Source organism: Streptomyces fuscigenes (assembly GCF_021556455.1).
Lineage (GTDB): Bacteria > Actinomycetota > Actinomycetes > Streptomycetales > Streptomycetaceae > Streptomyces > Streptomyces fuscigenes.
This window is the reverse complement of the sequence record NZ_JAKGCV010000005.1, coordinates 19,234-31,562: the sequence shown is the minus strand read 5'-3', so window position 1 is coordinate 31,562 and position 12,329 is coordinate 19,234. Positions and strand designations below refer to the sequence as shown.

Here is a 12,329-nt window from a genome sequence, read left to right as displayed (position 1 = left end):
GCTGTCCCTGCCTACGGAAGAGCGCCCAGGCGCCCGTCTCCGTAGGCAGCCGAGGGACCGACGACGCCAGCCACGGAGACTGAGATGCCGCCTGAGAAGGCCCAGGCCAAGTACCGCCAGATCGCCGAGCACCTACGCCAGGGGATCTTGGACGGCACCTATCCAGCCGGCCAGCCACTGCCATCCGAAGAGATGCTGGCCCAGCAGTTCGGAGTCTCGCGACCCACGGTCCGTCAGGGCATCGCGGAGCTCCGCGCCTCAGGGCTCGTCGAGGTCATGATGGGCCGCGGCATGTTCGTACGCTCGCCCCAGACCCGACCGAGCATCCTGCGCCCTCGCGGAGTGCGCCGAGAACCCGACGGCCGCTACGTCGAGGCCGACGGCCTGCTATGGACGGACAGCGAGGACGCCACCGTCACCCGCACCGACGCCCCGCTGGCTCTCGCGGATCTCCTGCGCATCCCGCCAGGCGAGCCAATGTTCACCCACGACGCCCTACAGACAGCCGACCGCGGACGCCTGCGCCAACTCCACCGCACCTACGTGCCGTTCTCGGTCCTCATCGGCACCAAGTACGAGGAGGAGGCACCGCCGAGCGCGCCGCACCTCTACGCGGCACTCGCCGAACTGGGCCACGAACTGCACTTCACCGAGTACCTGAGCACCCGCATGCCCCTCCCCGACCAGGCCCAGGCCCTACGCATCCCCGACGGCGTGCCCCTACTCCAGATCATGCGCGTCACCCTCAACGCCGACCGCAAGCCGCTCGCCCTGGAGGAATTCCAACTCCCCGGCGACGACCTGGAGATCAGCTACCCCCTCTGAGGGAATGGCTCAAAGTTTCTCTACGTCTTCAAGGCGGCTCGCTATCGCTCGCCGCGCGCGGCCCAGCCGGCCGGGCCTGCGCTCCTGTCTCCGCCCCGCTCCAGCCCGGCTGGCGCGTGCCGCGCCATGAGGAAGCAGCTACTTCCGATCGTCGGGAGGCGCAGCACAGTTCAGGCGGACGACTCATCAAGCTCAAGCGCATCGACAACACGGCGCACCTCGCATCAGACCGCACAAGTGGCTTCACAAGGCACAATCTCCCTCGCTACCATCGCTGATAATTCAAGTTGCTGGCTGCACTTACCGGGGGGCCGCGTGGCCGACTACTCTGCCAACGAATCCATGCTTGGCTACCTGTATCAGGCCAGATATGCGCTGCATGCCGCGTTGAGCCGGATCCAGTCCGGCTCAACCGCCAACGTACGAATCGAACAACTGGACGACGTTAGTTTCGATGCACCCGGGACGCCGACGGAAGTACTGCAACTCAAGTACCACACTGATCCCTCTACGACCATACCTAACGCCTCAGCGGACATCTGGAAAACGTTCAGAATTTGGCTAGATCAGCCAGCAGGATATTCTTTTTCGCAGGAATCTCCCGTTTGTCGATATCTAATTACGACCGGCAGGGCGGCGACAGGTTCTGCAGCCTACTATCTGCGCGATCAGGACCGCGACTTGAGCAAAGCGGCCGAGATTCTCACGAAGACTGCAGAAACCTCCAAAAACGACAAGCAGCAAGACGCATACGAAATGTTCCTTAAGTTGGAGTCAACGGAGAGGGCTGCCCTTGTTTCAACCGTCATCGTGATTGACAGCGAGCCACTCCTAGATGACCTCGAATCCGATCTGCAGAAGAAGCTGTACTTCGCAGCCTCTTCGGATAAACGACCAGCTTTCCTTCGGCGCCTAGAGGGCTGGTGGTTTCAGCGATGCGTGCAGCATCTCAGAGATAAAACTGCCCCACCCATCACGGTCGCAGAGATTCAAGAAGAGCTTGAATTGATAAGAGAGGAATTTAGGCGCGATAACCTACCCATCAATCCTGAGATTTTCGACATCGTTGAAGAAGAAGGAGGTGACAGCGCCTACGTCCGTCAGCTCCAGCTCATCAATGTGACTGGTCCACGACTAGCAGGGGCAGTGTCGTGCTACGTTCGCGCTTTTGCACAGAGATCAGAATGGCTTCGAGATGACCTACTTGCTCCGGGTGAACTTTCTCGGTATGAGGAACGCCTAAAGGAAGCGTGGCGGGTAAGATTCTGGGAATCACGAGAGGAAATTGGCGAATCCGCCGCAGAAGCAGAAAAGCTAAAAGTCGCCCGAGCACTCTACAAGTGGATTGAGCAAGAAGCCGATATTAGAATCCGAGAAATGTGTCGCGAATCCTTCGTTATGCAAGGAACTTATCATGGCCTCGCCGATCAGCGTATAGTTGGATGGCATCCCGATTTTGAAGCGAGATTGGCGTCTTTGCTTGAGAGCGAGCCTGCATGAGCCAGTGGCTGCAACAGTTCACTAGCCAGGAAGAATCAGCGCTCTTCAATCCTGCCTTTCTTTCCGTCGTCATCCGGAAGTCTGCCGAATTTTACGAGTCCGAGGCCAATGAGAAGATGCCATTGTCCTTGGCTTTTTTGGCCGTCCCCGCCGCCATGAGTAAACAAATTCGTGACACTTTTCCGATCACAAAGACCACGTCTCTTCTGGTCTGGATGGAAACGCATGAGAGAGAGCGCCTAGTACTGCAGAGAAATACGCCCGCGCTGGCGCCGGCAGTGAGAAAGGCACTGATTCTCGGCGCGCGAGCCGGTCTGTTCACACTGGAACATTCCAGGGTTGGCGCTACTCCCTCACGCAGGATCAGGAATCTGCGGTCACTATCTCAGGGATCCCCTGAAGTGAAAGACATTCTTAAGGTCGCTGAGCGACTAGGGAAGAGTTTCGCAAGATCAGGTGATGCCGCCTCGATCTTTTCAATTTGGGGAGTTGCTGCAGGATGATGCAGATTCGCGAAATCGTACTCTACTCGTGGACCGGAAAAAGGCGCAGGCTGCCGCTAAGGTTGAACGCGGTCAACATCATCACTGGAGATTCTGCAACTGGTAAGACAGCTCTTACCGACATCATTGACTACTGTCTCGGTAGTGGGACGTGTGATGTACCACGGGGAAAAATTACAGAGACTGTTGCATGGTATGCACTGCTTCTGCAAGTGAACGAATTCCAAGTATTCGTTGCCAGGCAGGCCCCGGAGGAAGACGCGCAGTCGTCTCAGCGAGTCTTTGTAAAACAAGGCGCGTCAGTTGGGGTCCCCGATTACGCGGAACTCACGCCTACAACGAATGCCGATGGCCTCATTAGTCTCCTGTCGCGACTGCTCTCGTTCCCTGATACGGGAAATGCAGAGTTGCAAGGGCTCCCTAATTACTCCGTTACCCTCCGTCATGCTGCGTTCTTCCTGTACCAGCAGCAAGACGAAATCATCAGTCGGCAAAGACTTTTCCATCGCCAAGGAGAACCGTTTGTCTCGAACTCTATCCGGGAAACCCTGCCTTTTTTCCTAGGCGCTATCACGGCGGAAGACGTTCGGGTTGCGCGTCGCATCAATCGACTCAAGAAAAGGATTCGGGACACTACTAGAGAGATTACTGACCTAGAAGCAGCAGCCGACCGGGGCGGTACGCGAGCGCGACAGCTTCTAGCGGAAGCAGCTAGTGCAGGACTGACTACTGCCAATGCCTCTGGAGAAGATTCATCGAATCTCGATGCACTGGCAGAATTGCGAGCTGTTTTGGCATTGCGTCAGAACGCTAGCGGAAGATCCACAGAAACGGACAGTGCGCAGCTCGGCGATACTGAAAACGCGCGCCAAGGTCTACTCCAAGAACGTGACCTTATTCGGAGGAGGTCTAAGCAAGCGCAGAGTTCCCTTGAGTCTATCGCTACCCTTCTGAACGACCGGAGAAACTTTGAAAGGCAAGCGGCTGAGCAACGGTCCAGACTTGCCTTCGTTCAGCTAATTCCTGACGCCGGAATCGAAGAATGCCCTCTATGCGGTTCCCACGTGGACGGACAACAGGAAGAGATCAACGAGCTGCGTGAGCACTTCTCCTCTCTGAGCCGTATCCCTCAGGCATTGCCATCTGAGTCTCCCCGGTTGAAGGCTCTTGCTGACACCTTGAAGCAGGAGATCGAAGAGTGCCAGCAAGCGATCAGAAGCACCTCTGCCCAACTGGAGGCAATCCAGCGAGCGAGCGAACGCGATAGAAACTTGGCGTTGCAAGAGAACGTGCAGGCAACCGTAGTCGGCCGCATCGACTTTTACCTTGAGGGAGTGGGAAGCGATGAACGGCTGAGGCTGCTCAAGCAAGAACTGGAATCCCTTCGCGTTCAGCTGGAGGCGGCCGAGAATGAGGTTGACTCCGATCTGATCCGTGACAGGACGCTTTCTATCTTGTCCAGACTGAATCAACTGATGACCAACTGGTCTAGCCAGCTCCCTATCGAACATTCGTCTAATCCTCTCAGGTTTGACATTAAGAAACTGCAGATCATTTTGGACACCCCGTCTGGGCCCCTAGCGATGCCGCAAATCGGAAGTGGTCAAAGTTGGGTTGCCTATCACGTGCTAGTACATATGGCACTCCATGAATGGTTTGCCGAGCACGACAGGCCCGTGCCAGGGTTCGTGTTTTTTGACCAACCGTCTCAGGTTGGTTTCCCTGCGGACTCAGAGTACCGAGATAATGATGCAGTTTCGGGTGACAGGAATACGATCGCGGAGACTTTCCGTTTCATCATTGATGCTGCCGGTCGGGCAGTAAAGCCCTACCAAATTATCATTGCTGAACACGCAGACTTCGACGAACGATGGTTCCAGGACTGTGTACGAGAGAAGTGGCGGAACGGTAAAGCTCTCATTCCGCAAGACTGGTGACCACTCGTTAAAAGCAGCGCAGTTGAAGCTTTGGTCACGAGCCGGAATCAACACGTTCGATGTGTCACGGCCAGCCGATATCGGCTCGTTCTAGCGGACGACAACCATAACGTTGCTGAGGCCAGCCGGGGTACAGCGAGGCACACGCGCGCCCGGCCAGTCGACGCACCCGCCATCGTGGCTGACTGTCGTCGGCTGAGGTCGTGCCACAACCACGCCAGAAATAGGAGCCAGCCACGGTCAACACCCGTGTCACATGGTCGAGCAGCCGCTCGCTTCCTAAACCGACGAAGCCAAAGATCAACCCGCAGATCACTCTGCCTCTCTCCTAAAGTGGTGCCCAGCTTCGCCCTGCAGTGCGCTACTGATCTCCAGAAGGCGCTCTTCTGGTAGTGCGAAGGCGTTGCTTGGGTTTCGGTAGGAGTGCGTACCGTCGTTGATCCAGACGCCTCCTGCCGATCTCCACCGAGCGGGAGCCCATTGGCCCTGGTTCTCAAGGAGCGCCTTTGCCACCGCGACGGGCTCTTCGATCAGGGTTAGAGCCGCGAGCGCAGTGGTGAGAGCCACAGCTGCATCGGCAGGAAGCCTCGCGTCGCCGAGTGTGGGAAAGAGCAGCAAGAGTCGGGCGTCGGCATCAGCCGTGCCTTCTACTCCCGGCTGCCGAGCGGCGGACAGCAGCTCTGTCCAGGCCATACCGGGCCCCATGAAGTGACCGTCGTCCACAGCGAGGGTTTCCGCTTCGGACCAAGCCGGCTGATGGATCAGATAGTCCACGCCCCCTTCGTCCACGAAGTTGCGGTAGACGACGTAGATGGTGTGACCGGAGCGCAGCGGCACGCTGAACACCGGCCACGCATGCTCGGCGGACAGTCTGCGGTACAGCTCCATGGCCGCATCCCAGTCGGCACCGAACGCGGCTCGTTGCGCGTCCTCCCCACGCAGGCGGGAGCCAAGATGCACAGGCCAGAACAGCGGGTCGTCCAGGTAGGCGCCGCCCTGGACCAAAGGGCCGCCTTCGTATCCGGGAATCCTGAGCACGTGCAGATGATGGCACGGCGGACAGTCACCGCGTCGGGAGCGCGGCTCGACCCTCTTACGTCTCAGTTTCCGTCTCATTCAACGCCGTTCGACGACGTTCAGAAGGGACCGAAGCCCGTAGCAGCTCCGTCGACCAGCTGACCGTGAACGCAGGTGAAAGGCCCTGTACACGGCCCCGCGAGGCACCACCACAGTTGGAAAGCGTGGCCACGTGTTGAGGGGAGTGGCGGTCCGAGGCTTAATTGTGATCCGCCTCGTGGACGTCACGCCGTCGCTTCCCGCTCAATGCGGGCAAGCATCCGATCCGCTGCTGTCTTCTCCTCGTGCGCCAGGACGTACGGACGGACGAGCGGCGTCATCTCAGCCCCTCCGGCGCGCATCCGACGGCGGTAACGTCCCGCCGCGGTGTCCAGGGGTGGATAAAAGGTCACGGCGCAACGCACGGTCGGAGTCGACACGTAGTGCGTAGTCGACGGCGCGGGGGCTGCATGCCAGCCACGTCGGCGGGGGGTGAGGACATGGAGGAGGGCAGCAAGTACCTTGTGCACGTCGATCGCTCCCTAGAAGCGGTTGGCCACGCCCGGGGGGTGTTCCAGCACCCGCCCGGGTCCTTTGGTTGTGGGGTCGGTATGGCTCAGTGGTTTGTCCCTGCGGCTCGTCCGGGCTGCGGCGCTGGGGCGCCGGTCCCGGCCGGGCCGCAGGGCATAGTCCGTAGCCGGCGAGCGCATATGTAGGCCCCGTCGCGCGATCGTGGAGGAGTCGACAGGGTCTACCGGAGCAGACCGTCAGGCTGCTGAGGCGTCCGGAGGAGCTGACACGTCCCTCAGCCCGGCGCACTCGGCCATCTCCATAGCGAGACCGGATGCGGGCAAGCGCGCCAGCAGCTCGGCCGCAGCCGGGCGGATTGGGCCGAGGCAGACCAGGCCGTCGCCGAAGACGGAGACATCCGCCTTGAGGCCCAGGAAGTCCGAGGACAGACCAGCCGCTCGCAGTTGATCGGCCAGGCTGTCAGCACCGCGCTTCGCCTCGGCCCAGCCACGGACGTACGGCACAGTCGGCGACAGGTTCTCCGCTCGCTTCGCCACGACGCGGCGCGGGTCGCTCATGTCTTCCACCTTCTCTGGTCAGTCAGTTCTGGGTACGCCCGTTGGCGTCGTCAGCGTGCTCGGAGTCGTGGGCGCCCTGTACGGCCCGTCGAAGCAGCTCCGCCAGCCGCTGCGCGGTCTCAGGGGAGACACGTCCCAGCTCGATGAGCCCCAGGCCGAAGGCGTTCAACTCGGCGCGCAGATAGGGGAAGTCCTTTGCCATGCCCGCAGCCGTCAGTACGTCACGCAGGGCGGTGGTGGCGTTGCGTGCGGCGTACCACTCGTCGGTTTCCAGAGGTGACCAGTGAGCTGCGTCGCCCTGGCCGTCCTCAGCGTGCATGGTCGACTGTCTCCTCGTTCTCCTCGGCCCACATCGCCGCTGCACTCGGGTACTGCTCGTTGTAGTGGTCCGCTCGTGCGATGAGTTCGGCGGTCGCGGCGAGCATCACGGCAAGACACGCCGTTCGCAGCGGAGATGTCTCAGGTCGTCGGATGGGGGCCCGAAGCCACTGGTGCCGGTCCGTCGCGAGGGGCATCGGGCCCGGCACGACGATGAATGACCCATGCTCCATGTACCGGTAGGGAGGAGAGGTGCTGGTTTCGCGGGCAAGGCAGCGTTCGAACCGTGACCGGGAGTTGGTGGGCAGGAAGAAGCCCGCTTGCTGGGCTGCACGGTCAACCGCAACCGGGCCGAGGGCCATCTCTCGTCGTTCCATCTGCTCGAACACCTCAGTGCCAAGCCTCAGGTTGACCACGACGACATCGAAGAGCCGGCCGGTGGCCAAGGCGTACGGTTGTCGCGGATCGTCCGCCCACCGCGCTCGGCACATCTCCGGATCATCCGCGCCCGCGGAGAGCCATTGGACACCCCGCCTCGTCATCCACTGCACGTCATCCCACCTCGCTCTGATACGACCGACGGCCCATCAGGCGCCGTGAGCACAGATTGGCCCGCAAGCCCCTGAGCTGGGCAGATGACGAAAGCTGACGGGGGATGACAAGCAAGGCGACGGCACGTCATCCCCCGTCAGCCCCACATGCCGCTGCACATTCCGAAAGACCTGGTAGCCGGACGGGTGTGTTCCGTACATTGGGTGCCAGCAGCAACGTCCAAGGCCACCACGGGAGGCGATCACCACGCCTGCGGAGCAACCGATCGGTGTCCTACTGCGCGAGTCACGCAAAAAGCGCGGCTGGAGTCAGCCGCGACTGGTGAGCGAGCTGCGCAGGGTTGCCGCGCGCCACGGCCAGAACCTGCCGGCGGACGCCAGCGTGAAGCGCCGCATCGCGACTTGGGAGAACGGGCACAGCGTGCCCGACGAGTTCTACGGCCCCCTGCTGTGCGAAGCACTCGGACTCACGGCCGCGGAACTCGGGCTGAACCACCACACGGGGCAGGACTCGGCTCTTCTTGACGCCAGCTACCCGGAGAGTCCCGAAGCCGCCATTCAGACCGTCGACCGCCTGTGGCGAGCGGATCTCAACGGCTACGAGCCGCTGCTCCAAGCCGATCCGTCGGAGGCGGCGTGGAGTGAAGCGTCTCTGCGGTGGCTCGTCGCCCCGCAGGCATCCTTCCCCGAGTCCGCGAGCAATCGAGGGACACGGGTGGGTCTTGCCGATGTCGCCATGATCAAGTCGACCAGCGACCTGTTCGCCCAGCTCGACGACCGGTTTGGAGGCGACCACGCCCGCCAATCCGTCATCCAGTACCTCAGCCGCGACGTCGCTCCCCTCCTCAGCGGCCAGTACACCGAGGCAGTCGGCCAGGCGCTGTTCTCCACCGCTGCCGAGTCGACGCTCCTGGCCGGCTGGATGTCCTACGACGCCTGCCACCACGGTCTCGCCCAGCGGTACTTCCTCCAAGCCCTACGCCTCGCTCAGGACAGCAACGACCGACGTTTAGCGGGCAGCATCCTGTCCGCGATGAGCCACCAGGCCACCTTCCTCGGCCAGTACACTCACGCGGCAACACTCGCCCGTGCAGCACTCATGGGCATCTCGGCGGTTGCGACACCGACGCTCCGGGCCCAGTTCCACGCCATGGAAGCCCGCGCGCTCGCTCGCACCGGCGACAGGCGAGGCTGCGAAATGGCACTCGCCGAAGCGACGAAGGCCCTGGAGAGCCGTAATAGCGACGACGAGCCCGAGTGGATCACCTACTTCGACGAAGCCGAACTGGCCGCCGAAGCCGCGCACTGTTTCCGGGACGTCCGCAGCGCCCGCCAGGCCGTAGCCCACGCGGAGAACGCCATGAGTGGCAGCCACGTCCGCAGCGACTTCTTCGCCACCATGGTCCGGGCAGACGCCCACCTCCACGGCGGAGACCCGGAGGAGGCGTGCCGCGTGGCCCTGGACGCCCTGGACCTCGGCGAACAACTGAAGTCGTCACGGTGCGTGGCCTACCTCGCAGAGTTCCGCCAGAACCTAGACCAGCTCGGGTCATCGTCGATCGTCCAGGACTTCCAGGAGCAAGCCGCCGACCACCGTCTGTGGCTCGCCACAGGTTGACCGGCAACTTCTCAGGTGAGGAACAGGCGTGCTGTCGAAGCACGGCCGTGGCACGATGCCTCCCCGGGCCGTAGACGGTGAGGGCAGCGGTGACCGAAGAAGAAGCACGGCGACAGATGAAGCAGCTTGCTCACGAGCGAGCAATCGAAGGACATGTTGGGGCTGACCGCCTCATCCAAGCCGGTCTTGACGCACTCATGGCGGGGGTCGATACGCCCTCGTTGCCGCTGCTGGCCGGGCTGGGACACCGGGAGGAGCCCGAAGCGGGCGAGTTGTTTACTCAGGTCGTGCAGGAGTTGGGCTGGCACATCGAGGCTCCAGCGAACTCGGCAGCCGCTGCATGGTCCCGGATCTACTGGCTCGCGGAGCAAGTGGTCGACGGTTCTCTTGATGCCGCCACCGGCGTCGATCGCATGTGGCTGCAAATGTTGACAGAGCTCAATATGAGCTGGCCATACACAGAAAAATTGCGCCAGATCGCTATGTGCGCGAGCAACCTGGAGGACTGGGACGAGAGCTGGTCCATCTCCCTGGAGGCGCTCAAAGCCCAGGCGTTGCAGGCGGCCCATCACCTCGTGCGTAATCGTCCGTCCAAGCAGGAAGCCACGTGACGCGAACGATTAAAACGGCCCCCACTCGCGCCGACTGCCATTCGTACGCAGCGAAGCTACCCGCCGGGCGAACTCCGCCGCGGACTTCTCGCTCGTCGCCACCTGTTGTCCCAGCCAGAGAACCATCATCAGCTCGCGCACGTCGGCCAAGACGGAGTAACCCGGCCAGTTCATGATGTCGAAGCCGTAGTGATGCACGAAGGCTTCGTACTCCTCGCGCGTGTGCCAACCGAAACGGTCGTAGAAGAGCGCCGTCTGAATGAGGTCCCACTCCCGCGGCGCCAGCGTGAACCCGTCCAGGTCGATGAGGATGGCGTGCCCGTCGCGATGCCGCAGGATGTTGCCGATACTCGCATCGCCATGAATCATCCCGAAAGGCAGCACGAAGTCCAGGCGGTCGTACTCCTTGCTGAGACGTACGACCCGCTGCTCGAGGAACGCCGCATCCTCCGACGGGGCCCCGTCGAGAGCCCGGAGTGACGCCCAGAGCTTGCCCACCGGGTCGAAGTACGACAGGTGCAGCGACTCCGGCTCTTCGAGCCAGTGGAGTCGTCGCAGGAGGTCTGCCAGTTCGGCGACCGTTGCGTACTCCTCGCGATCCTGAGCGCTCTCCCAGAACGTCACGACCCGACCACCTGCCGTCAGCGGCTGCTCGACGGTAGGCAGAACCCGCGTCGCCGGGAAGTTCTGCGTAGCCAGCCACCGGGCCACGGCAACCGCTCGTTTCATCTCAGCCGCTGCGTCAACGTCCCGCGCGATACGGACGATCACCGGAGCAGCGGGCAGACGGTAGACAGCGTTGGAACCGAGCCGCAGGAGCTCCGCCCCGGTCGGGTAGATGCCAGCAACCGCGCATGCCTCCCGCAGGGCAGCACCGGCCGTCTCCTCCGTGAACTGCTGCCGCTTGTCCGCCCCGCCGACCGCCTCCGAGATCATGCCGTTGACGGTACTCGTCGTGCCAGATCCGTGCCAGAACACCGGATAGGCTGCCTGTCCGAGCGAAGGGCTGCCGCCAGTCGTGCAACATCGCGCCAGCCCCCGGGTGCACAGGTCATCCGCTCATGTCTGGCTGGACCTGTATCAGGTCCGTCGGCAGGTTCTGCTCAGGTACTACGTCGCGAGACGGCTCAGCGCTTCTTGGTCTTCCTCTTCTGCTTCGGAGCCCACTCCCCGCGATGATCCTGGCAGCGCGAGTAGCCGATCATCGCCGGCCTCTGACAAGGCCTACCGGTCTTGGTCTTCGTCGACCCACACTTGACTTGGTACCCCATACCTTCTCCTGACGACAGCAGAGTCGGACAAGCCATCGTCGCGAGACAGCATGTGGTTACGGTGCGGTAGTTCTGAGAGAGGCGAATTACTGACCATGACCGTCCGAATTCGATAGGCGGCCTCTGCATTCCAGATGAAGGAGAAATGTCGGCGGTAGTTGTGACACGGGTTGAGCTATGAGCCAGTTGCGTTTTCAGCTCCTTCAATCTCCCCCAACCGGACAGACCGGTATCCCAGCAACTGCACTGCGAGGGCCCCTGCCCGGCCTACGTGGCCCTCGTCTCGGCGCGAACGACCGGGGAAGACAAGGTCGCTCGCAGCAAGGTATGTCATGAGTTCGGCGGCGTGATCCCGGTCGACCTCTACGAGCGCATCAGCGACCTCTGTTGGCGAGTCCGGACCACTTGCTCCAGGTACGGCATACCGCTCCCAAGCACGCTCGGCCTCCACGACGAGACGTCGCACCTGCTCCGCGACCGACCCGTCTGTCTCGGAAGCCACATGGGCGAAGACACCGTCTTCTCGCGCCAGGGATGTCATCAGCGCGCGCAGCTGCCACCCGATGTCCATGGGCAGATGTTCCCAGTTCGGCGGTTGCTGCCCGTGCCAGATTCGTGCCAGAACGACCGGAGAACCATGGGCACCACCGGTCATTTCAACAATCCGGCAGCCTCCCGACTCCAGGGCGTTTCAGCACGTCAGGGCCCTACTTAGAGTGGACGGGCCGTTGATTCCCAAGCTCAGAGCGCGAGTTCGATTCTCGTCACCCGCTCCAGAGAAAAGCCCCAGGCCGGCGGCCCGGGGCTTTTGTGTTGTCCAGATCTCCCCAAGCGTCGCGTGCCGGATCCGTGCCGGATTGGCCGTCCGGCTTCTCCCGTGCAGCTTTTCGCTGCCGCTGAACCAGCCCGTCGAGTCCGGCTGCAACTTCCTGCTGCCGCTCCACGTCCGAATGCTGATGCATGAGCGCGGCCCGCTCACGCCCGAGCCACACGCGCCCGCGGTGTCCGCAACGACACCAACGGCCCCTCCACCGAGGCTGACGGACCGCGC

General features: G+C 62.1%; 11 protein-coding genes. 6 read left to right on the top strand and 5 right to left on the bottom strand.

What is annotated here, in order from left to right:
* The first annotated feature begins 84 nt into the window (after positions 1–84).
* The 4 genes from L1885_RS01530 to L1885_RS01515 all read left to right on the top strand — a co-directional run bounded on the left by L1885_RS01530 (position 85) and on the right by L1885_RS01515 (position 4,765).
* Complete coding sequence (locus tag L1885_RS01530) at positions 85–825, top strand: GntR family transcriptional regulator (protein WP_235795092.1); 741 nt, start codon at positions 85–87, stop codon at positions 823–825.
* 315 nt (positions 826–1,140) lie between these two features.
* On the top strand, positions 1,141–2,325 hold the full coding sequence (locus tag L1885_RS01525) for an ABC-three component system protein (RefSeq protein ID WP_235795091.1): 1,185 nt from the start codon (positions 1,141–1,143) through the stop codon (positions 2,323–2,325).
* A complete protein-coding gene (locus L1885_RS01520) occupies positions 2,322–2,828 on the top strand; it encodes a three component ABC system middle component (protein ID WP_235795090.1) in 507 nt (168 codons plus the stop codon). Before L1885_RS01525 ends, L1885_RS01520 begins: the two co-directional genes overlap by 4 nt.
* Complete coding sequence (locus tag L1885_RS01515) at positions 2,825–4,765, top strand: DUF3732 domain-containing protein (protein WP_235795089.1); 1,941 nt, start codon at positions 2,825–2,827, stop codon at positions 4,763–4,765. The genes L1885_RS01520 and L1885_RS01515 overlap by 4 nt, the downstream gene beginning before the upstream one ends.
* A gap of 312 nt (positions 4,766–5,077) precedes the next feature.
* On the opposite strand, the gene L1885_RS01510 is transcribed toward L1885_RS01515, so the two are convergent.
* The 4 genes from L1885_RS01510 to L1885_RS01495 all read right to left on the bottom strand — a co-directional run bounded on the left by L1885_RS01510 (position 5,078) and on the right by L1885_RS01495 (position 7,769).
* Positions 5,078–5,803, bottom strand: coding sequence for a hypothetical protein (locus L1885_RS01510; protein WP_235795088.1), 726 nt, complete (start codon positions 5,801–5,803; stop codon positions 5,078–5,080).
* 785 nt (positions 5,804–6,588) lie between these two features.
* Positions 6,589–6,909, bottom strand: a complete 321-nt coding sequence (locus L1885_RS01505) for a hypothetical protein (protein ID WP_235795087.1) — start codon at positions 6,907–6,909, stop codon at positions 6,589–6,591.
* Positions 6,910–6,931: 22 nt separating this feature from the next.
* On the bottom strand, positions 6,932–7,228 hold the full coding sequence (locus L1885_RS01500) for a hypothetical protein (protein WP_235795086.1): 297 nt from the start codon (positions 7,226–7,228) through the stop codon (positions 6,932–6,934).
* Positions 7,218–7,769: a bifunctional DNA primase/polymerase gene (locus tag L1885_RS01495; RefSeq protein WP_268983465.1), complete on the bottom strand. Its 552-nt coding sequence runs from the start codon at positions 7,767–7,769 to the stop codon at positions 7,218–7,220. Before L1885_RS01495 ends, L1885_RS01500 begins: the two co-directional genes overlap by 11 nt.
* A 208-nt stretch (positions 7,770–7,977) precedes the next feature.
* Between L1885_RS01495 and L1885_RS01490 the strand changes: the two genes are divergently transcribed.
* Entirely contained in the window at positions 7,978–9,396 is a 1,419-nt protein-coding gene (locus L1885_RS01490; RefSeq protein WP_505016769.1) for an NsdA family TPR-like regulatory protein, read from the top strand.
* 89 nt (positions 9,397–9,485) lie between these two features.
* Entirely contained in the window at positions 9,486–10,007 is a 522-nt protein-coding gene (locus tag L1885_RS01485; protein WP_235795083.1) for a hypothetical protein, read from the top strand.
* A 9-nt stretch (positions 10,008–10,016) separates the two neighbouring features.
* Here the strand turns inward: L1885_RS01485 and L1885_RS01480 are convergent, their stop codons facing one another.
* Positions 10,017–10,943: a phosphotransferase enzyme family protein gene (locus tag L1885_RS01480; RefSeq protein ID WP_235795082.1), complete on the bottom strand. Its 927-nt coding sequence runs from the start codon at positions 10,941–10,943 to the stop codon at positions 10,017–10,019.
* Positions 10,944–12,329: the final 1,386 nt, after the last annotated feature.

Bases quoted from the DNA above. Each gene is read 5' to 3' on its own strand.
- L1885_RS01530 (WP_235795092.1), top strand. From the start codon at position 85: ATGCCGCCTGAGAAGGCCCAGGCCAAGTACCGCCAGATCGCCGAGCAC.
- L1885_RS01520 (WP_235795090.1), top strand. From the start codon at position 2,322: ATGAGCCAGTGGCTGCAACAGTTCACTAGCCAGGAAGAATCAGCGCTC.
- L1885_RS01515 (WP_235795089.1), top strand. From the start codon at position 2,825: ATGATGCAGATTCGCGAAATCGTACTCTACTCGTGGACCGGAAAAAGG.
- L1885_RS01505 (WP_235795087.1), bottom strand. From the start codon at position 6,909: ATGAGCGACCCGCGCCGCGTCGTGGCGAAGCGAGCGGAGAACCTGTCG.
- L1885_RS01500 (WP_235795086.1), bottom strand. From the start codon at position 7,228: ATGCACGCTGAGGACGGCCAGGGCGACGCAGCTCACTGGTCACCTCTG.
- L1885_RS01495 (WP_268983465.1), bottom strand. From the start codon at position 7,769: ATGACGAGGCGGGGTGTCCAATGGCTCTCCGCGGGCGCGGATGATCCG.
- L1885_RS01480 (WP_235795082.1), bottom strand. From the start codon at position 10,943: ATGATCTCGGAGGCGGTCGGCGGGGCGGACAAGCGGCAGCAGTTCACG.